The 24,023-nt window shown below is 44.4% G+C and carries 18 protein-coding genes; 7 read left to right on the top strand and 11 right to left on the bottom strand.

All coding sequences use genetic code 11. The features are described 5' to 3' along the window. Positions 1 to 9: 9 nt before the first annotated feature. From B4240_RS10645 to B4240_RS10620, 6 genes are all read right to left on the bottom strand, one after another. Complete coding sequence (locus B4240_RS10645) at positions 10 to 759, bottom strand: ABC transporter permease (RefSeq protein ID WP_296239073.1); 750 nt, start codon at positions 757 to 759, stop codon at positions 10 to 12. A gap of 444 nt (positions 760 to 1,203) precedes the next feature. Continuing rightward, positions 1,204 to 2,163 (bottom strand): ABC transporter substrate-binding protein, encoded by a 960-nt coding sequence (locus B4240_RS10640; RefSeq protein WP_296239072.1) that lies wholly within the window; start codon positions 2,161 to 2,163, stop codon positions 1,204 to 1,206. Positions 2,164 to 2,361: 198 nt separating this feature from the next. After that, on the bottom strand, positions 2,362 to 3,300 hold the full coding sequence (locus B4240_RS10635) for a transporter substrate-binding domain-containing protein (protein WP_296239069.1): 939 nt from the start codon (positions 3,298 to 3,300) through the stop codon (positions 2,362 to 2,364). A 138-nt stretch (positions 3,301 to 3,438) separates the two neighbouring features. Next, entirely contained in the window at positions 3,439 to 4,239 is an 801-nt protein-coding gene (locus B4240_RS10630) for a transporter substrate-binding domain-containing protein (RefSeq protein ID WP_296239067.1), read from the bottom strand. A 326-nt stretch (positions 4,240 to 4,565) separates the two neighbouring features. Next, positions 4,566 to 5,366 (bottom strand): ABC transporter ATP-binding protein, encoded by an 801-nt coding sequence (locus B4240_RS10625; RefSeq protein ID WP_296239065.1) that lies wholly within the window; start codon positions 5,364 to 5,366, stop codon positions 4,566 to 4,568. 266 nt (positions 5,367 to 5,632) lie between these two features. Beyond that, entirely contained in the window at positions 5,633 to 6,037 is a 405-nt protein-coding gene (locus B4240_RS10620; RefSeq protein WP_296239064.1) for a hypothetical protein, read from the bottom strand. A 424-nt stretch (positions 6,038 to 6,461) separates the two neighbouring features. On the opposite strand from B4240_RS10620, the gene B4240_RS10615 reads away from it, so the two are divergent. Both B4240_RS10615 and gltS read left to right on the top strand, forming a co-directional pair. Next, complete coding sequence (locus B4240_RS10615; protein WP_296239062.1) at positions 6,462 to 7,763, top strand: glutamate-5-semialdehyde dehydrogenase; 1,302 nt, start codon at positions 6,462 to 6,464, stop codon at positions 7,761 to 7,763. A 256-nt stretch (positions 7,764 to 8,019) separates the two neighbouring features. Further along, a complete protein-coding gene (gltS, locus tag B4240_RS10610; RefSeq protein ID WP_296239061.1) occupies positions 8,020 to 9,291 on the top strand; it encodes a sodium/glutamate symporter in 1,272 nt (423 codons plus the stop codon). Positions 9,292 to 9,382: 91 nt separating this feature from the next. Here gltS and glyA read toward each other — a convergent pair whose 3' ends face one another. The 3 genes from glyA to B4240_RS10595 form a co-directional block, all read right to left on the bottom strand. Then, on the bottom strand, positions 9,383 to 10,639 hold the full coding sequence (gene glyA, locus B4240_RS10605; RefSeq protein ID WP_296239059.1) for a serine hydroxymethyltransferase: 1,257 nt from the start codon (positions 10,637 to 10,639) through the stop codon (positions 9,383 to 9,385). Between the two features lie 309 nt (positions 10,640 to 10,948). Next, positions 10,949 to 11,449, bottom strand: coding sequence for a chorismate--pyruvate lyase family protein (locus tag B4240_RS10600; protein ID WP_296239057.1), 501 nt, complete (start codon positions 11,447 to 11,449; stop codon positions 10,949 to 10,951). 71 nt (positions 11,450 to 11,520) lie between these two features. After that, the gene (locus B4240_RS10595; RefSeq protein ID WP_296239211.1) at positions 11,521 to 12,885 is read right to left on the bottom strand and encodes a GNAT family N-acetyltransferase; all 1,365 of its coding nucleotides are present in this window, start codon (positions 12,883 to 12,885) and stop codon (positions 11,521 to 11,523) included. Between the two features lie 913 nt (positions 12,886 to 13,798). Between B4240_RS10595 and B4240_RS10590 the strand changes: the two genes are divergently transcribed. Continuing rightward, the gene (locus tag B4240_RS10590; RefSeq protein ID WP_296239055.1) at positions 13,799 to 16,018 is read left to right on the top strand and encodes an NADP-dependent isocitrate dehydrogenase; all 2,220 of its coding nucleotides are present in this window, start codon (positions 13,799 to 13,801) and stop codon (positions 16,016 to 16,018) included. Positions 16,019 to 16,386: 368 nt separating this feature from the next. Then, a complete protein-coding gene (locus tag B4240_RS10585) occupies positions 16,387 to 16,917 on the top strand; it encodes a potassium channel family protein (RefSeq protein WP_296239053.1) in 531 nt (176 codons plus the stop codon). A 100-nt stretch (positions 16,918 to 17,017) separates the two neighbouring features. Here the strand turns inward: B4240_RS10585 and icd are convergent, their stop codons facing one another. Further along, positions 17,018 to 18,277: an NADP-dependent isocitrate dehydrogenase gene (gene icd / locus B4240_RS10580; RefSeq protein WP_296239051.1), complete on the bottom strand. Its 1,260-nt coding sequence runs from the start codon at positions 18,275 to 18,277 to the stop codon at positions 17,018 to 17,020. 656 nt (positions 18,278 to 18,933) lie between these two features. Here icd and B4240_RS10575 point away from each other — a divergent pair. Further along, positions 18,934 to 19,560, top strand: coding sequence for a pseudouridine synthase (locus B4240_RS10575; protein WP_296239049.1), 627 nt, complete (start codon positions 18,934 to 18,936; stop codon positions 19,558 to 19,560). A gap of 263 nt (positions 19,561 to 19,823) precedes the next feature. Beyond that, positions 19,824 to 20,666: a CopM family metallochaperone gene (copM, locus tag B4240_RS10570; protein ID WP_296239047.1), complete on the top strand. Its 843-nt coding sequence runs from the start codon at positions 19,824 to 19,826 to the stop codon at positions 20,664 to 20,666. A gap of 124 nt (positions 20,667 to 20,790) precedes the next feature. On the opposite strand, the gene B4240_RS10565 is transcribed toward copM, so the two are convergent. Beyond that, positions 20,791 to 22,758, bottom strand: a complete 1,968-nt coding sequence (locus B4240_RS10565; protein WP_296239046.1) for a M61 family metallopeptidase — start codon at positions 22,756 to 22,758, stop codon at positions 20,791 to 20,793. A gap of 327 nt (positions 22,759 to 23,085) precedes the next feature. Between B4240_RS10565 and B4240_RS10560 the strand changes: the two genes are divergently transcribed. Beyond that, positions 23,086 to 23,571, top strand: a complete 486-nt coding sequence (locus tag B4240_RS10560) for an FKBP-type peptidyl-prolyl cis-trans isomerase (protein ID WP_296239043.1) — start codon at positions 23,086 to 23,088, stop codon at positions 23,569 to 23,571. Positions 23,572 to 24,023: the final 452 nt, after the last annotated feature.

Here is a 24,023-nt window from a genome sequence, read left to right as displayed (position 1 = left end):
ATCTCTCCTCTACCCTATGGTCGATTGACTTTGAGTGGTTTGATGATGGCTGGTTTGACGGCTGAGCTTTTTAGCATAACGCGCCGCCGGATTGGCGCGCCACTCAAGCCACATCATAAAGCCAGTAATCAACATGGTCAGACCCAAATAAATAATCGCCGCTGCCATATAAAAGGTAAACGGCTGCTGTGTTGACTGCGCCGCGCGCGACGACTGATACATGATGTCCTTTAGACCGACGACCGACACCAAGGCCGTATCTTTGAGCAATACCAAAAACAAATTGCCCAGACCGGGCAAAGCAATTTGCCAAACCTGCGGCAAGGTAATACGATAAAAGGTTTGCAATGGTCGCATGCCAATCGCTTGCGCCGCTTCTCGTTGCCCTACCGGAATCTCTTGAATGGACATGCGAAAAATTTCGGTCGCATAAGCACCAAAAGCAATCGATAACGCCATCACCCCGCCCCAAAATGCGCTAATCTCGATATAGTCGTTATAGCCGAACTTTTTGAGGATGCTCATGAGCAATATGGAGCCGCCGTAATAAATAAACAGCACCAGTAGCAGCTCAGGGATACCGCGCATCGTGGCGGTATAAACCGTCGCAAGCTTACGCAGCAGCCAGATATTGGACATCTTTGCGGTCGCGCCAAGCAAGCCTAACGCCATGCCGATGACCAGACTGGTCAACGCAAGCTTTATCGTGACGGTAGCGCCGCTTAGTAATAGCGCGCCAAATCCTTGTAAATCAAACACAATTATCCACTCAGTCTCTTTATATTAGCAAATTGCACAATATGAGTTAAAAGAATCAGCATCAATAGCTGAGCGCTGCTGATAAACGTATTATGAACCAAATAGATTGGCCCTTTGCGTCATAGATTGACGTGATATTCATACGATTATAGCCACGGAAATTGACACAGTAGAAATGAGCGCTGATTTTATCATATTCGCTAGCCGCTATGTTAATACTCACGCGTAAAAGCGCTGTCTAAATAGCCACTTATCAGGATAAATAGTCAATAAATCAGCCAGATTTGATAAAAGTTGGCACTTAATGATGGACAAAAAGCGCGATAAGTCGTTATAAAAGCAAAAAAGACATAACCATAATGGTAATGCCCTTATGCTTACATAGCGTCACGTTTACCATTAAATAGGGAAAACCATGATTAATATAGCGATGACAATAAGCGCTTATTGCGCTGCATTCTCTGCCGCTGGTTCGGTTGATGCTGTCTCAGTGGTGGTCGCATTAGCTGGCACGGCAAAATATTTTTGATTGATTTTATCATACGTGCCGTTGGACTTTATATTGGCCAATGCTTGATTGATTTTGGCTTGCAGCGCTTCATCGTTAGGACGCACGGCAATCGCAAAGTTATCGTTGATATCAATCTCATCGCCTTTTATTGCATAGTTGCTACCTGACGGTGAGCCAAGCCACTCTAGCGCCGGCAATTTGTCAGAAATCATGGCATCGACGCGACCAGAACCTAAATCCAAAAACGCATTGCTTAAGGTATCATAGAGCTTCATATTGGCTTTTGGATAGGCGTTTTCTAACCACTGCGAGGAGATGGTCGAGCGCTGGGCGGCAATAGAATGCGCATTGATATCGCTGCTATTGGCGGGGTCAAAGCTGCTGTCTTTTTTGGCTAAAAACACCAAGGTATTACTAAAGTAAGGATCGGTAAAGGCCACTTGCTTCGCGCGCTCAGGCGTCACCGACATCGCCGCAACGATAGCGTCATATTTTCCTGCTTTAAGACCAGGAATGATGCCATCCCAATCTTGCGCCATGATTTCACAGGTCATCTGCAAATCAGCACAAATAGCATTGGCAATCTCAACATCGAAGCCGCCAAGCGTGCCATCAGCATTGGTATAGTTAAAGGGTGCATAAGCGCCTTCGGTACCGATACGTAGTACGTTATCATCATCAGACGCAGCAGTATCATTTTCAGCCGTTTCTGACGCTTTAGTCGCATCCGAGCTGGCGCTTTCGTTAGCTTCATTTTGACCATTGCTACAACCTGCCAACGCCAACAGTGCAGCCATGACTAGCATTGATTTTGGTTTTAAAAAACGTTTGCTGGATGACGAAATGATAGCAGACGGGCTAAATACATTGGCGGGGACAAGATGGTTGCTCATAATCATCCTTGATATTGTTACTTAAGTATTGTTACTTTGAATCGTGGCTTAAAATACTGTTACTGAAAATTGTGACTTGAAATTATTAATCAGTATTTTCACTGAGTAAAATACTATAAACGGGTGAAAGCACGCTTTGGTTAAAACGTGCTTTATTAAAATCGGCGCTTATCTCATAGACTATTATAGAAAACGCTATTAATTAGTAGCCGCTTCTGCTTGCTCTTCGTTTGCGATCACTGCATTGGCATCGACATTCCCATCGTCAACGACCACGACTTCTTTGACACCGTCGGTAGCTGCTGCTTGTTGCGCCGCTGCCGTCGAGCTGGTACCAAAGTAGCTACCGGTAATTTGATCATAAGTGCCATTGTCTTTTAGCTCAGCCAAGGCTTTATTAAACTTGGCAACCAATGGATCGCCTTTACGAAAAGCAATACCCATGGCATCATTGCTGGTGCTGATTTCTTGTCCTTTGACTTCATAGTCTTTACCAGCATCGGTTTTTAGCCAATCGATACCGGTTACTTTATCAGACATCATGGCACGCACGCGGCCTGAGGTTAGGTCTAAGTAAGCGTTGTCCTGAGTGTCATAAAGTTTGATGTCAGAGTCGGCATGTTTTTCTTGCAGATATTGTGAGGCAACCGTTGAGCGCTGTGACGCAATCGGCTGACCTTTTAGATTATCTACCGTAATATCATCGCCTTTTTTACCGATTAAGATAATACCGGTATAAAAGTAAGGGTCGCTAAATTCTACGACTTCTTGGCGCTCAGGCGTAATGGTCATGCCAGCGATGGCCGCGTCAAACTTCTTCGCATTGAGTCCTGGAATGAGGCCGTCCCAATCCTGCGAGATGACTTCGCACTCAGCTTTCATTTGCGCACATAGCGCATCGACCAGCTCAATCTCATAGCCGATTAATTTGCCATCGGCGTCGGTATAGCTAAAAGGCTTATAGCTTGATTCTGTGGCGATTTTTATGTGTAACGGCGCGTCACTAGCCGCAGCCGTATCCGCGCTGTCTGCTGGCGTGGAGCTGTTGTTACAAGCAGAAAGCATCAGCACCGCCGCACTAAGGGGCGCAAGCCATAGCGCTTTTTTGCTCATTGATGAGGTCATTGAAGTAATCATAGGGGTTTTCCTTAATATATTTACCAGCTATTTATTAGTCCGCAATGGATGAACCAGTTATTTATGGCTTAACGCTTATCGAAACCGCCTATTGATTGCACGATTGGTGAAAGACTATCTCAAAGCGCATCAAGCCCATTACTGATCGAAGTTTTCCTGTTCAAGACGGGCAAGCTCACCGTTACTACGGATTTCGCTCAGCGCTTTATTAAAGTCGTCTTTGATTGGATCGCCTTTACGGACAGCAATGGCAATATTATCGTCATTATCAATCTCATCACCCACGATACCAAAACCTTCAGGGTTGTCTGCTAGCCATGATTTGGCAGAAACTTTTTCAGCAAGCACCGCATCACTACGACCAGATTTTAGGTCCAAGTAGGCATTGTCATAATTGTCATAGAGCTTAACGGTGTTGCCGTCTTTGCCTTCATAATTGTCTTGTAAGTAAGCGCCAGGTGTCGTTGAGCGCTGACCACCAAGGGTTAGGTTTTTAATGGCTTTGGGGTCAAACTTGCCGTTGGTATCGGTTAGCCACACCATGGTATTGGCAAAGTAAGGCTCGCTAAAATCGACCTTTTCTTTACGCTCATCAGTGATAGACATACCAGCGATGACGGCATCATATTTTTGCGCCAATAGGCCTGGGATAATCCCGTCCCAATCTTGGGCGACAATCTCACATTTGGCTTGCATCTGCGCACATAACGCATTGGCGACGTCGATATCAAAACCCGCCAAGCTGCCGTCGGCATTGGTATAGTTAAAAGGAGGGTAAGCGCCCTCGGTGGCGATACGAATGGTCTTGCCAGCCGTTTCTGTAGCAGAGGCATCAGCGTTGGTATCAGCGGCGTCATCGGCAGGCTGACTACAAGCGCCAAGCATAAGCGCGGCGGTGACGGTCAGCGATGACCACAATAGGCGAGAATTCGACATCATACATTCCTTAAATTCTGATGGGGTTTTTAATATAGGGTTCTGATATTTTGTTCTCTGACGTCCCTGCCAGATAAGCAAGTCAATGAACAGAAGACACAAGCAGGCGTCACTCACGCCTACCTGTAAACCTTTTGATAATACCTGACTCAAATATCAAAAACAAACGTTTTGCATACTGTCTGTGATTATTGAGTAATAAAAACCCTAAGAAAGTTACCGAGGCTTCATTTTGGCGTTTTAAACCTTTTAACTATCTTTAAAGGAAACAAATAATAGTAAACGAAGGTATTTAAAGGCTCACTTACACTGAAGTCATTAAAAACTGTTTATGCGTTTTGACGATGGGATGCCATAAAGTCTTTGACGCGCTCAGATGTCGGATTGTCAAAAACTTGCTCAGGCGTACCAATCTCTTCAATCACGCCTTGATGCAGGAACACCACCTTGCTTGATACTTCACGGGCAAAACGCATCTCGTGGGTGACGATAAGCATGGTGCGCCCTTCTGCTGCCAGCTCGCGCATGACGGCAAGCACTTCATTGACCAGCTCAGGATCGAGTGCTGAGGTCGGCTCATCAAACAATAACACCTGCGGCTGCATGGCAAGGGCGCGCGCTATCGCCACACGCTGACGCTGTCCGCCCGACAAATTCGCCGGATAAGCGTCTTTTTTATCGAGTAAACCGACTTTATCGAGCAGTTTTTCTGCATCGCTAATCGCCTGGTCTTTCTTAATTTTTAAGACTTGCGTTGGCCCCTCGATGATGTTTTGCAAAATGGTCTTGTGCGGCCAAAGATTAAAGTTTTGAAAAACAAAACCCACGCGCGCGCGTAAGCTTTCTAACTGCTTAATATCTGCCGCCTGCAATTCGCCTGATTTGGCAGGCTTTAACATCAGCTCGTCATTACCGATGATGATACGGCCCTGATTGGGCTTTTCGAGCAGATTAATACAGCGCAATAAGGTTGACTTACCGGAGCCAGACGAGCCTAAGATAGAGATAACATCGCCATCATAAGCGGTGAGCGACACCCCTTTTAGCACGGCCAGCGAGCCGTAGCTTTTATGGACGTCTTGTAAATCTAAGGCGATAGGCCGAGTCGGATTCTTTGCAGTATCAAGCATGGTTTAGCAGACTTCCAATAAATATGAATAAAAAAGCATGAATAAAAAAGTGCGCCATTGTCGCCTATAATGCAACAAAAAGGCAAACCCTGCCTTTTTACTGGTTAGGTATCGACTAAAAAATAAGGCCCATAACGCACAATCAGTTATGGACCTCATTTTATCATCTTAACACCATCAGCGCTGTTTTATCTGCTGACTTAATCGGTCGATGCTAGCGATATAAAACTAGCTCTGTCTAATCCTATAAAGCGAGCAGATGAAAACTAGTAAGTCGAGATATGCTCTTCGCTTTCAGTACCATCAAGTACCTCTGCATCATCAGCTGTTGCTACCCCAACATCATCATTTTCACCAACCGCCATACCATCAGTAGCATTGCTATTGGCATTAGTAGTGTTAGTATCGTTGGTTACATTGCCTGTTACGGTAGCTGGTTCATTCGCGCTAGCAACGCCAACATCATCGGTGCCGCCCGCAGTAGCAACGCCATCGGTGCTGTTCGCCGTAGCGACGCCAGTAGCATCATTTTCTACCGCTGTTTGCGCGTCGGCTGCTGGCTCAGCGTCCATCGGCGCATCGTCTTTTTTACCGCACGCGCTGACGCTTAGAGCTGCTGCCACCAAGCCTACCGTCAACCAGTTTTTATACGCTTTATTTTTAATAGCCATTTTATTCTCCATCATGAGTCATTAATCTATTAATCTATTAATCTTTTTAACATTTATCACTTTACTACACGAATCAATTGCTATGCTATTACGATAGCTTATTGATCCACTTTCTTAGCACCCACTATACTCACGATTTATAGTGACTACCTTAGCAGTTACAGCGCAGTTCTGTTAAAAACACGTAACAGCAAACTATTTTTTGACGGTTGATGACTTATTAAATACCGTAAAAGTTAGAAACAAGAAAAGTTAGTAACCTTAAAATAAAGTTAAAAAAACTCTGCCGTGCTTGATAAACGGTCTGTGTTCACAAAATCGACTTTACTATCGCCCCCATCTCCTCTATGTTAAATAGCAGAGTGCCATCAGGGCGCTAAACAACAGTTTTTTGTAATTCTTGATGATATAAGGACGTTAATTTATGACGCAATCGAATACCACAGATGTTACCGCTTATATGCAGATGGTCGGCAAGCAAGCACGTGCAGCATCGCGAGCGCTTGCTGCTGCCAATACGGGGGATAAAAATTCAGCGTTAATGGCGATTTATGATGCATTAAAAAATGCCAAAGCAGACATCTTGGCAGCCAACAAAATCGACATGGATAACGGACAAAAAAACGACTTAGACGCCGCCTTGCTCGACCGCCTAGAGTTAAATGACGCGCGCTTCGACGGTATGCTACAAGGTTTAAAAGATGTCGCCGCCCTACCCGATCCTATTGGTGAAGTCACCGATATGACTTATCGACCATCGGGTATTCATTTGGGTAAAATGCGCGTGCCGCTTGGCGTGGTCGGTATGATTTATGAGTCGCGTCCCAATGTCACTTTAGAGGCCGCCTCGCTGGCGCTAAAATCTGGTAACGCTATCATCTTACGCGGTGGCTCTGAAGCCTTTGAGTCCAATCAAGCAATTGCAAAATGTATTTTACAAGGTTTAAAAAAGGTCGGTCTGTCCGAGCATAGCGTGCAAGTATTAGAAACTACCGACCGCGCGGCCGTTGGCGAGCTCATCACCATGACAGACTATGTCGATGTCATCGTGCCACGCGGCGGTAAAGGCTTGATTGAACGTATCAGCCGCGATGCGCGCGTCCCTGTGATTAAGCATTTGGATGGTAATTGTCATACCTTTATCGATAGCGACGCCGATGCAGAAACGGCGATTAAAGTCAGCGTCAATGCCAAAACCCATCGCTACGGCACCTGTAATACTATGGAGACACTGTTAGTAGATGAGGCAGTCGCCAGTGAGTTATTGCCAAAAATTGCTGAAGCCATCGTAAAAGCCGATGATGCCATGCAACTGCGCCTTGATGATAAGTCGCAGGCTATCTTAAAGGATAATGCGGTTCTTCAAGGCCATTTATCAGCGGCGACTAGCGAAGATTGGGATACCGAATATCTTGCGCCCATTTTAGCGGTGAAAGTCGTATCTGGCATTGACGAGGCGATTGAGCATATCAATACCCACGGCAGTCATCATACCGACGTGATCATTACCGATAATTATACCAAGTCGCAACGCTTTATCCGCGAAGTCGATTCAGCAAGCGTTATGATTAACGCCTCTAGCCGTTTCGCCGATGGGTTTGAATACGGACTTGGTGCCGAAATCGGTATTTCAACCGATAAGATTCATGCTCGCGGACCGGTTGGGCTCGAAGGCTTAACTTCACAAAAGTGGATTGTCTACGGTCACGGCGAAACGCGCGCCTAACGCATTACTTCTTCACTACAATTTATTACTCAACCTCGAGTATAATTTATAAAAAACGTCAGCTTAATTGCTGACGTTTTTTTATTACGAATAAATATGTTATATATGCCATATAAAAATTATTTTGCTTAATAATAGGCTCGTTATAAAAAGCCGTGCCAATGCAAAATGGCAAGACGACCAGAACCTAAATTCGAGATAAAACCAGCTTTATCCCGAATTTAGGTGAATTTATATTTATAGAAAGGATTAACATATGGAAATCACCCTAAACGGCTACTATACCTTGATATTAGCCACATTAGTGCTGTTGCTTGGACGCTTTTTAGTCAAACGGATTAAGTTTTTAGAAGATTTCAATATTCCTGAGCCAGTAGCCGGTGGTTTGGTCGCAGCGATTGTCGTCTATATTCTTAATATCATTTGGGGCTATAGCTTTAACTTCCATCAAGGACTGCAAACCGCAACCATGCTGATGTTTTTTGCCTCTATCGGGCTGAGCGCCGACTTTGGTAGGTTAAAAGCAGGCGGCTCCCCATTATTGATTTTTACCGTCGTGGTATCAGTGTTTATCATTTTACAAGACGCCGTGGGCATGGCAATGGCGAGCGTGCTTGGACTTGACCCGCTGCTAGGTCTAGTGACAGGTTCAATCGCTCTGACCGGTGGCCACGGTACCGCAGGCGCTTGGGGTATTACCCTAGAAGAGCAGTATGGCGTGGTTGGTGCCACGACCCTTGGTATCGCGGTCGCCACTTATGGTTTGGTTGCAGGCGGCGTCATTGGCGGTCCGGTTGCACGCCGTTTGATTCAAAAACTGGGTTTAAAACCAGCGGCGGTTAATCCAAATCCAAGTGACGTTGAACGACTTGCCAGCGAGCAATCACTATATAGCACCAAGCACAACGAAGAAGAAGTACACGGCAATAAAGAGATGTTTGAAAAGCCGGATAATATTCGTCTGATCACCGCCTCCTCTACCATTGAATCGTTGGCATTGTTTGCTGCCGCCTTGGCTTTTGCTGACATTATGACGTTGGTGGCGGAGGATACGTGGTTTGAGCTGCCGACTTTCGTATGGGCACTGGCCGGCGGTGTGATTTTGCGTAATACCTTAACCATGGTGTTTAATTTTGATATGTTTGACCGTGCTATCGACGTCATTGGTAACGCTTCTTTGAGTCTGTTCTTAGCGATGGCGTTATTGTCATTAAAACTTTGGCAGTTGACTGACTTAGCAGGGCCGGTATTAATTATCTTACTGGTGCAAACAATGCTGATGATTGCCTACGCTTACTTTATTACCTTTAAAGTCATGGGTAAAGACTATGACGCCGCGGTGTTATCAGCAGGGCATTGCGGTTTTGGTATGGGCGCAACGCCGACGGCAATTGCCAATATGCAGGCGGTTACCGATCGCTATTTGCCATCACACAAGGCATTTTTGATTGTACCAATGGTTGGGGCGTTCTTTGTCGATATCGTTAACGCCACCATCTTGCAGATATTTACCAAGTTGCCGTTTTAATCTTCTACATTATTGTCTAGACAATAAAAAACCGCCTAGCAAAGCTAAGCGGTTTTTTTCTCTCTAAATTTTGAAACTCACCAAATAAAAATTACTGGTTTTTTTCGTAAACTGGTAGCTCTTTACAGATGGCTTCTACTTTAGCGCGTACTTCAGCAGCGACTTTCTCGTCACCGCGGCTGTCTAGCACGTCACAAATCCAGCCTGCCAACTCGCCCGCTTGTGCTTCGTTAAAGCCGCGCGTGGTAATTGCTGGCGTACCGATACGGATACCAGAGGTGACAAATGGCGATTTTGGATCGTTTGGCACAGCGTTTTTATTGACCGTGATGTGCGCGTCACCAAGCCATTTGTCGGCTTCTTTACCGGTCATCTCTTGCTTAACCAAGCTGATAAGCATCAGATGGTTTTCAGTGCCGCCAGAGATGATTTCATAGCCGCGTTCTTGAATCACTTTTGCCATTGCTTTGGCGTTTTTAACCACTTGCTGCTGATAAGTTTTGAAGTTATCTTCTAGCGCTTCTTTAAAGCAAACCGCTTTTGCCGCGATGACGTGCATCAATGGACCACCTTGATTGCCTGGGAATACACCAGAGTTTAGCTTTTTCGCCAGTTTTTCATCACGCGCTAAAATCATTCCTGAGCGCGGGCCACGTAGCGTTTTGTGCGTCGTCGTTGTAACCACATCGGCAAATGGGACTGGGTTTGGATAAACACCACCAGCGACCAACCCTGCAACGTGCGCCATATCTACTAACAGGTAAGCGCCAACTTCGTCAGCGATTTTACGGAAACGCGCCCAATCGATCACTTGTGAATACGCTGAAAAACCAGCAATAATCATTTTAGGTTTGTGCTCTTTTGCCAAACGCTCAACTTCGTCATAATCGATCAGGCCCGTTTCTTCAACCAAACCATACTGTACCGCGTTGTAATTCAAACCTGAAAAGTTGATATGCGCGCCGTGCGTCAAGTGACCACCCGCGTCTAGGCTCATACCAAGTACCGTATCGTTCGCTTCAAGTAGTGCTAAAAATACCGCCGAGTTTGCTTGACTGCCCGAGTGCGGCTGGACGTTGGCGTACTCAGCGCCAAACAATTCTTTGGCACGGTCAATAGCCAATTGCTCAACCACGTCGACATGTTCACAGCCACCATAATAACGCTTGCCAGGATAGCCTTCAGCGTATTTATTGGTCAGGTCGGTGCCTTGTGCTTCCATCACTGCTTGCGAGCAGTAGTTTTCTGATGCAATAAGCTCAATGTGATTTTCTTGACGAACGCTTTCAGCAGCCATGGCTTCAGCAAGTACTGGATCAAATTCTTTGAGAGAAATATCTTTAAACATAGTGAGGTCCTAAGTAGTGACTGTCGTTAGTGGTGACTTTCATTGAAAAGAAGTGAGTAGCAAAAGAAGCTTGAAGTAGACAAACAAAGGCAATCGACCTGTTAAGAGCTTGTCTGGTTTGGCAATAAATTCGATATATAAAGGCATCGATATCATCGCTATGGATTAAGTGTAGCATGAAACTTTGGCCTGTGAGCGCAAAAAAGCCTCACTGTAAGCTGAAGAATTTAAATGGCGCTGTTAGGAAAATAAATGCGCAATAAAATAAACGACTTACTGATTTTATATATCAACCTTCATTGTAACTATTTAACCCTCATTAGCTAAAAACGCTGCTAGGAAAGTCTCACTAATCAGTATTTTTCGCCCGTACCAATCATACAGCGTCTGCCGTTGCCAGCCATCTGCCGTCTGTTCGATAGCACGTCGATTGGGCAAAGTGCGGCTACGCTTAAATAACACATAGCCAATCGGTGTGCTTTTTAGCTGCTGTAAACGGCGGGCGCACCCTTTTAAACTGATCAAAGGAAAAATACTTTGAGCTTGCACCCACGGCTGCTCACTATTGCCATACAACTGCGACTCACGTACCCACGCCAACAATGGATGGTTTAACGCCGCACCTTGCATACCCAACTGCTTTTTTTGCGCCAAGGATAATAACCGATAGCCCTCAAAACTGCGCTCGACACGTAACGGCTGCCCTGCTCTTACTTCCAGCATGGCCGTCAGCGACCCTTCGGTATTGAGAAAATCGACTAGCTCAGCAGGAGCGGATAACGGGGCAGAACGAGGAAAATGAGGAGTCATAGTTTACAGCTGATAGAAAAGTATTAGGTAGGAAGACATTGGACAAAGATTAGCAAAAAAACTATCGAGGTTTAATCAGTATTATCAAACATCGGCATATTATCAATATTAAACGGCAAGGCTTCAAAGGCCTGCTTGCAATACTGCGCCATATGCATGCGGTCTTTTACGCAAAAATTGCTAATCGCTGGGATAAAACGCCCATCATAAATACGATGCAACGAGTGAGTTTTGGTCGGCATAAAGCCGCGAACTAGCTTGTGCTCACCTTGGGTGCCCGGATCAAAATACGTCAATCCTTGCTCAATCGCAAACTCGATACCTTGATAATAACACAGCTCAAAGTGCAAACTATCATACTCACCCAGCGCGCCCCAATAACGGCCATAAAGCGTGGCATTTTTACTATTCGGTTTATCGTAGAAAAACAAACTGCTGGCGATAATCTCACTATTGGCATCAAGCGCTTGCGCGAGCATTAAATGCTCAGGTATGCTAGCCGCTAATTTTTTAAAAAAATCTAGCGTTAAATAAGGCTGCTGCCCACGTACCGCGTAGGTCATCACATAACAATGATAAAACGTCTGCCAATCTTCTGCAGTGATAGCGTTACCGCATTTACGTTGACAGCTGATGCCTTGCTCAGCGACTTTACGCCGCTCAGCGCGCACGGTTTTGCGTTTTTTGGCTCGAAAGGTTGCCAAAAAAGCATCAAAGTCGGAAAATTTCTCGTTATTTTGACCAAGATTTTTATTTTGCCATAAAAACTGGCAGCCTTGTCGCTCAAGTATTGGTAATTTAATCAGCTCTGCCGCCACACCATTTTCTCGACTATGAAGCGCCATTTCTATATCGATATCGGTTGGCATTGACGCGTTAGCAATAGCCGCCAGCTCAGGCGTCACAAATAAACCATGCCAGCCAGAGGCGTCGACTTGCTGAGCAATGTCATCTACCCCTGCGATAGCTGTTTTTAAAATATCTGCATTTAGCGCCTCACCTTCTGCCAGCCACAAGCGCTGGCCAGTCACGGGAGTATACGGCGCGCTGGTCACCAAACGCGGATAATAATCAAGGCCATATTGCGCGTACGCTTGTGCCCACGCATGGTCAAACACAAACTCTCCTTGATGATGACCTTTGATAAAAACCGGCATGACCGCAACAGGCTGCCCTATTTGTGCTGAAGAAAGCGTTGGCTGCGCTGGACTACTATCATTAATATCATCAGCATTACTGTCGTCAATATCATCATTTGTCTTATTTGGACGATAGATTAAGACGTAAATCGGTAACCAGCCCGCTTTTTCGCCGATAGCCTCTGTATCATTAAGCGCCTGCCAAAACTCAAATGTCATAAAAGGCGTGTCTGGCGTTTGCCAGTGAGCCATTGCTTGCCAGCTATTATCATTAAGTAATGCGTATTGTAAAGTCATCATCACCACACTGTTTTTTTAGAATTTTTCTTTAATTCATTGATCTTTATGATTTACCCTATCAAATTTCAACGTTTTTGCTGTCACAATTTGCAAAAATTCAAATTGCAAAAAATACAGAGAATTATCGCATGCTGAAAATGCTTTTATTAAGCACGCATACAGTTAGGTTCTTCTAAAAGTGGCACAGCGAGACTGGTAGCTTAACTGGTCGTTTTATTTATAGAGCGTAGAGGTAGCTTTCGTTGAAATTAGCGTTGTAGAAACAGATAATGTGAAGAATAAACATCTTGATAAGCGCATCGACAAGCGCATCATTTAACAAACAAGCCCACAAAGGCAAAAAATAGGACTAAAAGCGCGCTAATTGCACGCAAAAGATGATATTGGCGCTGAGGACTGGTAGAATAAGGCTATTATTAGCTTAATATAATTCAGATACATAAGGTATGAGCGAAAATAGTATACTTAGTTCAATATACAAGATTGACATCGTATCGTATTTATAGTGGATCAACTATAATATCGCGTCAGCCATTCGCTCTTAGATTGTTGCCACTTGGGCGCACTAAGTAGATGGTCAGCATGAATTTTTAGTAATAACTTTTTATTAATAACTTATTAGTAATAGCCTTTTGATTGTGAGCCTTTGATAGCCACCTCTAATAAAGATGGCGCTTGATAAGGCAAATTATTACTAAAGGCAAATAAAAGCAGATGACTGCCAACAAAATATTTTTCTAGCAGTCAGACCCGCTCAAGAATGGCGATAAAAGACGCCTGTGTATTTGGATCTCGATTGAACCTCGAACCAACCCCGTAGCCCATTATGGTATAAAGGCTGGGTAGCGCTATTAACTGTTTCCCCAGCCTTATTGACCTCATTAATGACAACAAGGAATAACCTACTAATATGTCAAAAATTATTTATACAAAAACTGACGAAGCCCCAGCGCTTGCAACCTTATCATTTTTGCCTATTGTAAAAGCCTTTACGCAAACAGCAGGCATCGACGTTGAAACCAGTGATATCTCTGTTGCTGCGCGTGTGTTGGCTGAATTTCCAGAATACTTAACCGAAGAGCAGCGCGTCCCTAATAGCCTCGCTGAGCTGGGTGAATTGACCCAAGATCCAAACGCCAATATCATCAAATTGCCGAATATCAGTGCCTCTGTACAGCAGCTAAAAGCAGCTATCAAAGAGCTACAAGGTAAGGGCTACGCGATTCCTGATTTTCCAGATGAGCCAAAAACTGAGGAAGAAGAAGAAATCCGTCGTCGTTATGGCAAAAGCCTCGGCAGCTCGGTAAATCCAGTATTACGTGAAGGGAACTCAGACCGCCGCGCGCCAAAAGCAGTTAAAAACTACGCGCGCAAGCATCCGCATTCGATGGGCGAATGGAAACAGTGGTCACAAACCCACGTGTCGCACATGCACAGCGGCGACTTTTATGATGGTGAGCAATCACTGACCTTAGATAAAGCGCGTACCGTTCGTATGGAGCTGTTGCTCGAAGATGGTACGACCAAGGTGTTAAAACCAAAAATTGAGTTGCTTGATAAAGAAGTCATCGACTTGATGTTTATGAGCAAAAAAGCGCTGCTCGAATTTTATGAGCGTGAAATGGAAGATTGCCGCGAAGCCGGTATTTTATTTTCCCTACACGTAAAAGCCACCATGATGAAGGTATCGCATCCTATCGTCTTTGGTCACGCGGTGCGCATTTATTATAAAGACGCCTTCCAAAAACATGGCGCGTTATTTGACGAGCTGGGTATTAACGTCAATAACGGTATGGCAAGCTTGTACGAAAAAATCGCCGAATTGCCAGCCAGCTTGCGTGAAGAGATTGAGCGCGACTTACATGCCTGCCAAGTGCATCGTCCACGCCTAGCGATGGTTGATTCATCAAAAGGCATCACCAACTTCCATTCTCCAAGTGATGTGATTGTCGATGCGTCTATGCCAGCGATGATTCGTAATGGCGGTAAAATGTGGGGCGCTGATGGCAAATTATATGACTGTAAAGCGGTCATGCCAGAATCAACCTTTGCGCGTATTTACCAAGAGATGATTAACTTCTGTAAATGGCATGGTAACTTTGACCCAACCACGATGGGTACGGTGCCAAACGTTGGCCTGATGGCGCAAAAAGCAGAAGAATACGGCTCGCACGATAAAACCTTTGAATCTAGCGACACGGGTGTGGCGCGTATTGTCGATGTTGACTCAGGTGAAGTCTTGCTTGAGCAGCGTGTTGAAAAGGGCGATATCTGGCGCATGTGTCAGACCAAAGATGCCCCTATCCAAGATTGGGTGAAGCTTGCCGTACGCCGCGCCCGCGAATCAAATACCCCTGTCGTCTTTTGGCTCGACCCATACCGTCCACATGAAAATGAGCTGATTAAAAAGGTGAGAACCTATTTAAAAGATCACAATACCGACGGTCTGCACATTGAAATCATGTCGCAAGTTCGCGCCATGCGTTATACCTTAGAGCGTGTTGCTCGCGGTCTAGATACGATTTCGGCGACTGGTAATATCTTGCGTGATTACCTAACCGATTTGTTCCCAATTTTAGAATTGGGTACCAGTGCTAAAATGCTGTCGGTTGTACCGTTAATGAAAGGCGGCGGTTTGTTTGAAACAGGTGCAGGCGGTTCAGCACCAAAACACGTACAACAGCTACTTGAAGAAAACCATCTACGTTGGGACTCTCTCGGTGAGTTCTTAGCTTTAACCGAATCTTTAGAGCATTTGGCTAAGAACGATGGTAACGCTAAGGCGCAAGTATTGGCAGATGCGCTCGATAGAGCCACTGAAAAGCTGCTGTTAAATGACAAATCGCCATCACGTAAAACGGGCGAGCTGGATAACCGTGGTAGCCATTTCTATCTGGCAAAATACTGGGCTGAAGAATTAGCTGCACAAGATGAAAATAGCGAGCTAAAAGCACAGTTTGCGCCGCTAGCTCAAACACTTGAAGACAATGAAGCCGCGATCGTTGAGCAGCTTAATGCAGTTCAGGGTCAGCCGATGGATCTAAAAGGCTATTACTTTGCCGATGAAGCGTTAGCTGAAAAAGCCATGCGTCCAAGTACTTTGTTTAACGAGGCCATTGCTTCTTTGTAATAGATGCTTCGTTGCAGTCGCTACGACTGAAACTAAGCTGACTTCACAAACTTTGCTAAAGTTAGCTTAAAGCAAGCGCCCCAATAGACCTAGGCTATTGGGGCGTTTTTATGGTTGCTGTGCGGCGCAAAGTTGTCAAGATAACCCACTTATAGTCAGTTCAAGATAAAATCAATACACTAGTAATGATGTGCGACTGGTATAAATTTTAAAGTGCATCCACCAACCATACAACCATGCCCAATGTAAAAAAGTCCTGACCCCTATTGTTACCTCTATTGTTAAATAGCGTCCAATGTTAAAATCAATCTTGAGCTATTGATAAGCGTAATTAAGCGTAACATTAAATACATGGATGAGGCCCTATCATGCTAGAAAAAATAACCACAGCTAGAGGCACTCTCTTTATTTTTGTCCTCGTTGGTAGCTTATGGTACTTACTGACGCGCTTTTTACCTGATAATATTTGGCGCGATGCAATCACCATTGGCCTTGCCTTCCCATTTTGTGCTATTTTTATGTGGTCACTGTTTAGTACATTGCAGCGCATCTATGGCAATGATGGCAACTTATGGAAAGAGCTTGCGATGACAACGCTCAACGTCTTTTTATTTTTGCTCACCTTCTCAGCGCTTTACTATGAAGTTGGCATCGTGGACACCACACTCGATGGTAATCCCATTACGCAAGATTTTTGGGCCTGCTGCTACTATGCCGTCGTCACTTTTACCTCGACAGGCTACGGAGATTTTCGGCCGCAGGGTATCAGCCGGGTATTGGCAAGCTTACATGCGTTAATCGGCTATTTAGTGCTGGGTTTGCTGGCTTCAACTAGCCTGTCGGTCGTCAAGTGGACGGCGAATGGCAGCGGTAAAAATCGCGGTAAAAAGGACAACTAAGTTTATCATTCAATAAAAAGTATAAAAAACCATAAGCACAAAAAAACCACCTATAAAAATATAGATGGTTTATTATTTGCTCTACAAGTAAGAAAAGCGTTTAAGCATCCATGTGCTTAATAATGGCTTTACCAAACTCCGAGCTACTGAGCAAGATAGCGTCCGGCATTAAGCGCTCAAAGTCATAAGTCACGGTTTTGTTTTTAATCGCCCCTTTGATACCTGCGATAACCAGGTCAGCGGCTTCCGTCCAGCCCATATCACGTAACATCATTTCTGCGGACAAAATTAGGGAACCCGGATTGACTTTATCTTGACCGGCATATTTAGGCGCTGTGCCGTGAGTGGCCTCATAAACAGCGATTGAGCCGCCTTTATTGGCACCCGGCGCAATACCGATACCGCCAACTTCAGCCGCTAGCGCATCAGAGATATAATCACCGTTTAAGTTTAACGTCGCGACAACCGAATATTCAGCAGGACGCATAAGGATTTGTTGCAAAAAAGCATCAGCGATGACGTCTTTGATAATAATGTCATTACCCGTTTTTGGGTTTTTCATCGTCATCCAAGGGCCACCATCGAGCAATTCAGCACCAAAACGCTCAGCGGCAAGCTCGTAGCCCCACTCTTTAAACGCGCCTTCGGTAAATTTCATGATATTACCTTTGTGTACGAGGGTGACACTGGGTAAATCATTGTCGACGGCATGCTGAATGGCTTTACGGACGAGGCGCTGCGAGCCTTCTTTTGATACGGGTTTGATGCCGATACCGCAGTCCTCTGAAAAGCGGATTTTGGTCACGCCCATTTCTTCTTTTAGAAATTTGATGACTTTTTTGGCATCATCACTGCCCGCTTTCCACTCGATACCGGCATAAATATCTTCTGAGTTTTCGCGGAAAATAACCATGTCGGTCAGCTCTGGGCTATTGACAGGACTTGGCACGCCCTCAAACCAACGCACTGGACGCTGACAGACATAGAGGTCAAGCTCTTGACGTAAAGCCACATTTAATGAGCGCATACCACCGCCAACTGGCGTGGTTAATGGACCTTTAATGCTTATGACATACTCGCGTAAAATCTCAAGCGTTTCGGTTGGCATGTACTCGCCATCGTAAATTTTAGCAGCCTTTTCACCGCAATAGACTTCCATCCAAACAATAGATTTTTTGCCTTTATAGGCTTTTGACACGGCCGCATCGACCACCTTAATCATGACAGGCGTGATATCCACACCGATGCCATCACCTTCGATAAAGGGAGTAATGGGATGGTTGGGTACATTTAGCGACAAATCAGCGTTGACGGTTATTTTTTCGCCGTCTCTTGGTACGATAACCTTATCATATGGCATAGGATCAGACTCCTTGATAGTATTATTTATTTAGTATTTATATATTTGTTAGCGCAAGCATCCTTGACATTCTTTATGCTAACTATGATATTTTGGCTTTAATAGGACAGTATTGTAGCGGTATAAACGCCATCAATTTATGTAAAAATGCAGATAAACCAGTGTGCTTAAAAAATGATGTATAGTCGTTCTAAGAATAAACCATAAAGATGGTTTATATAGTATTGTTAATATTTATATAAAATAAAATTAACAGACGGCAAATTCATTTAGCCATTTGCCCGCAAAATAAAACATCATTGTAGAAAGTAAAATTACAAAAATAATTTAATTAAAATTCATCATTCCTATAGATGCCATAAGTTAAGTAATAGGTAAATTTCACCATTTATCTTAAATATTGTACTAAGATTAAAGTCTGGCTGATAATTTTTCTTTTGCATACGCGGTTTTTACCTATCAATATGATAAATACCACAATAATAATAAGGTTATATCAAGCAGCGTTTATTACTTATAAAACGTGCGCTTAGCTTTATTATTTGAGCTTCTTCATCTTTTAATAACATCCTGCTTTTTAATGTTAGCCTTAACTTCCTTAGATTGCTGAACGCACCAGCTGTTTTAAACATTTTATTTTTGGGAATTGCTATTTTATGCCGACCTCTAGCCTGATTTTATTTAACAAACCTTACGGCGTCCAAAGTCAGTTTCGTGATGACAGCAATAATGACCACACCACCCTATCGCAGTATTTCACCGATAAATCGCTGCGCGTTGCCGGTCGACTCGATGCAACCTCAGAAGGCTTGTTGATTTTGACCAGTGACGGACGGGTGAATAAAGCCATTACCCAGCCGCCATCAGCTAAGAATTTCGCGCAAAACAAGCAAAAGCAAGGTAAAACCTATTTGGTACAAGTAGAAGGTTTAGTAAGTGATGCTCAATTAAAGGAGTTGGCTGCGGGAGTCCATTTAAAAGATGGCAAAACCTTGCCAGCTATTGCGCGGCTGGTCGATGAAGCCGATTTGCCGATTGCGTTATGGCAGCGCGATCCGCCCATCCGTGAGCGTAAAAGCGTGCCAACGTCATGGCTGATGTTGACCATTTATGAAGGCAAAAATCGCCAAGTAAGGCGCATGACGGCTCATGTAGGACTGCCTTGTTTGCGTCTTATCCGTTGGTCGGTAGCGGGATTCGAGCTTGGGGCGCTTGGCGCTGGTGAATTTGTGCGTATTCACTTAAATAGCGAGCGCTGTCGGCAGTTAGGAATTATCGATTAGGTTGTTAGCGTCATAACTTAAACCTTGTTAGCTGCTTTAAACCTTGTCAGCTTCTATTATTGGACTTTGCTCTTATTAAAGAGATTACGTCTTATTAAACGTAGCGTCTCGAACGAGCAAGGTTTATCTGTTAAGATTCAAAACTGCGCTAACTTTGCTAACCGCGCGCTATTTGCACGTTTTATATTTATCATAATTTGCCTATTTTTATCTTGCTTCTTGTTTAGCTTATTTCCTGTTTTATTTGATAGTAAGGATATGTCATGATTGCCTCTCGTCGTTTTACTTTGTTTGCTACCAGCCTTGCTGCTGTCATGCTGCTAAGTGCTTGCCAGCCAACAACCGATGATAGCGAGGTGATACCGATAGAGGAAGCCACACAGACCACGCCTGAGACGCCTGAAAATACTGATGAAATGGATGTCCATGGCGGCCACGATATGAGCGAAAGCGGTGATGCGACAGACAAAGCAGAAATGACGGACATGCTCAAAGACTATACGAAGGCGATGACCAGTATGCATAATGAGATGATGGTTGGTATGGGTTATAACGATCCTGATACCGCTTTTGCCAAAGGCATGCTCGGGCATCATCGCGGCGCGATAGACATGGCAAAGATTGAGCTAAAATACGGTACTGATGAGGCGATGCGCAAGCTTGCGCAAGACATCATCGACGCGCAGCAAGTTGAAATCGATATCATGAATAAATGGCTAGCCAGCCATCCCGATGTGCCCAAACCCAAACCCAATACCGAAGCCATGCAAGCGGCGTATGCAAAAGGAATGAATACCATGCACAGTGACATGATGCTTGGTATTGCAGAGCCGGTAGCCGATATGGCATTTGCGCGCGGTATGCTGCCGCATCATATTGGCGCAGTCGACATGGCAAAGGTACAGCTTCAATACGGTACGGATGAAGAGATGCGCAAATTAGCACAGGACATTATCGATGCCCAGCAGCCTGAGATTGAGCTGATGCAAAGCTGGATTGCCGCTCATATGAGTAAAGATAATAATGCAGCGGTTACTGATGACGCTGTTATTGGAGATAAAGAAGCGGTTAAAGAAGAAACGGTTAAAGAGAAAGTTAAATCTTAAAGTTAAATGGTTGTAACGGCATCCTCTTTGCCTGTAAACCTCTAAGCATTAGATATGTAAACCCTTGCTAAGCCGCGTACTTGGCAAGGGTTTTTTACTGTCTAATGCTTTTTAATATTTTTATCTATGAATTCTGATAGCGCGCTATTGCACTCAGCCAAGTGTTTTCAGTATTGGCATACTCTGCAGCATCAACGTCGTCTTCGCAGTCGCTACTCGCCCTTGCCAAACGTAAGCTGACACCATGTGGAAATGCGTTTTCAATATCGTTCTGCGCATCTTTAGCGCTCAAATCCTTAGGTAAAACTTCAACCATCATCAACTCATCACGGCGAAATAAATGACATTGCACAGGGCGCATGACATTACTGAGCGTTACTAATTGCTTGGTATCTGCTTTAATACCGTCAATGGCGACGATGACATCATGCGCTGAGATGCCTGCTTTGGCAGCGGCACTGTCACGGCTTACGCGATTAACCTTGAGACCAAGCGATGTCTCATTACAGCGCATACCCCATGGTATATTTTTGTCCGCTGTTTCTTTAGTGTTGGTATGCATTTTAATACCATTGGCCGCGAGCAGCGACTCAATGGGCAACTCTTCTACGCCATTGACATAACGGCGCTCAAACTCCTCCCAATCCGCTCGTGGCATAAATTGCCCGATAACAGTCCCCATATCAGCACTACTGATACCGATACGTTTATTGTTATTTTGCTTAGCTTGGCTATAAAAGGCTTCGACGACATCAAACAGCCGATGACGACCACCACTTTTTGCCAGCAAGGTTAAATCTAAGCATAATGCCACCAATGCGCCTTTATTATAGTAGCTGATACCCGCATTGCCGGTGTTTTCATCAGCGCGATACAGCTTAATCCACGCATCAAAGCTCGACTCGGCAACGCTTTGATGCGCGCGCCCTGGGGTTTGATAATAGCGATTGATTTGTTCGGCGAGCAATTTTAGATAGCTTGCCTTATCAATGACGCCTGATGCTTGCAACATAAAATCATCGATATAAGAGGTAAAGCCTTCAAATATCCAGAGCAATGGCGTAAAGGCCTCCTTTCGTAGATCAACATTTAGCATCACATCTGGCCGCACGGTTTTTACCCACCAGGCATGAAAATACTCGTGGCTGCATAAGCCCAAAAAGCGCTGATAATCGCTACTTGGCACTGTTGGCTCATCAGCACTGGGTAAATCGCGACGCGGGGTAATCAAACTGGTCGAATTGATGTGTTCAAGACCGCCGTAATCCTGCCCACTAGCAAAAGTCATAAAGGTATAGTCGTTAAATGGCGCATCGCCAAGCCAATCTAGATAGGTCTGACAGATTTGGGTGACGTCTTGCTGCAAGCGGCCCATATTGGCGCTATGCTTGCCCGATAGATAAAAATGATGACTGAGCGTCTGGTGCTTCTCATCTTGAATAATAAAATCAAAGCTATTTTGTTCGGCAATCTCAAACGGATAATCGATCAGCTCGTGATAGCTATCCGCTTGCAGCTTATATATTTGTTGCCCATTATCCTGTGATGGCGTGGTTTTTAGTCCACACGCCAAACGCACACGGCTAGCATCTTTGTCTGCTAAAAATGCCGCTGGCACGATTAAATCAACTGCTACTGCTTTTTGTTCTTGTCCCTCAATCGCTAAGGCAAGCGAAGTAAAATTACCATAAAACCGCTGCTGGTCGACATACGCAGTACGCACAGATAAATCATAACAATACACTTCATAATGGACGCGTACGCTTTGTCCTGCCTGCACTTGTGGTAGCTGCCAGGTATTTTTATCAGTTTTTTGTGCACGATAAGTCTCTGTTTTTTTATCACTGTCCGCACTTTGGCTATCTAAAATCTCATAGTGCAGCGCGGTAATATTACGGGCAAATTCGCGCATCAAATAGCTACCCGGTATCCAAGCAGGCAGCCACAAACTTGGCGCGTCAGTACCCGCGGCAAAGGTGAGCGATACATCGACCAAATGCTCTAAAAAGCGCGCAAAATTAAACTGGTAATAAATGCCAGACGTTTGCAGATTTGCAGTATAAGAAGGCAAAGTTTGAGAAGAGGAAGTCATAATATGTCTTATCCTTATGTTTATGCCTATGGTAGAAGTCATTATGCAAAAACGCAACTGGCAAACTTTACCCGCTAACCTTTACCAATAGTAAAAACTGCAAAAATCATATTTATTTACATTAATTCGCCGAATAATTGCTATTTTTTCAGATTTTAACCTTGAAACCACTGGCAGGCATCGCAATTAAAGATGCTAACTGCTAAAGTTACCTTAATAAACTGATGATAATTAACTAATGACGTGGCTATTTGGCTGGCTGATTGGCTTTTTTAGGTTTATTGCAACCGTATTTAAATTTCAATAACGACATATTTAGGATAATTTATGACTACTATCGCAAAAGACACTGCCGTCAAGTTTAACTACACCCTAAAAGACGACGAAGGCAATATCCTTGACCAGTCTCCAGAAGGTCAACCGCTTGCGTATTTGCATGGCCATAGCAACATCATCCCAGGTCTTGAGCAACAACTAGAAGGCAAATCTGCTGGCGAAAGAGTCAATGCCGTTGTAGAGCCTGCTGACGGCTACGGTGAATACCAAGAACAAGCGGTACAACGTGTACCACGTGAAAACTTCCAAGGCGTTGATGATATCCAGCCTGGTATGCAATTTCAGTCAGAAGCTGGCGGTCAAGTCATGCTCGTTACCGTTACTGATGTAAACGACAAAGAAGTAACGGTTGATGCAAACCATCCTTTAGCTGGTAAGCGTTTGACGTTTGATGTAGAAATCCAAGAAGTACGCGCAGCCACTGAAGACGAACTAAACCACGGTCATATCCATGGCGCTGGTGGCGTTGAGCACTAATCTTTTTTAAGATTAGCGTAAGACGTATAAGTGTAAAATATATGCTAGTTAGGCGAAGAACAACGGTTTATGGCCGATAATATTTTCGCCTAATTAAAAAGGTCAGTAGCGCAAACTACTGACCTTTTTTTTGGATTGATTTTAATAAAGTTTTTGGATTAAAAGCTATTGCAGACGTAACAAAGCCGCATAACGACAAGCATTATGCGGCTTTTATCACTAACCATCCATGTTAATGTTATCAGATACTTAATCCCGGAGCATCTTATAACGTTCAGGCATCCAGCCTTATCATCCCTAATCAACAAACCACCTATCCCTGATGCGACCTTTAAAGTACCAATCCCTAGTACCTATGAACCGTTTCGTTCAATCGAGCCGTACAAGTATAATCGCAGATTGACCCTAGGTTAGTAAGAGGTTCAAACGTCAATGCGTGTAAGCATATGCTT

The organism is Psychrobacter sp. UBA5136 (assembly GCF_002414005.1).
Taxonomy (GTDB): domain Bacteria; phylum Pseudomonadota; class Gammaproteobacteria; order Pseudomonadales; family Moraxellaceae; genus Psychrobacter.
Note: the sequence above shows the minus strand (reverse complement) of the source record. Positions and strands in the feature narration are given on the sequence as shown.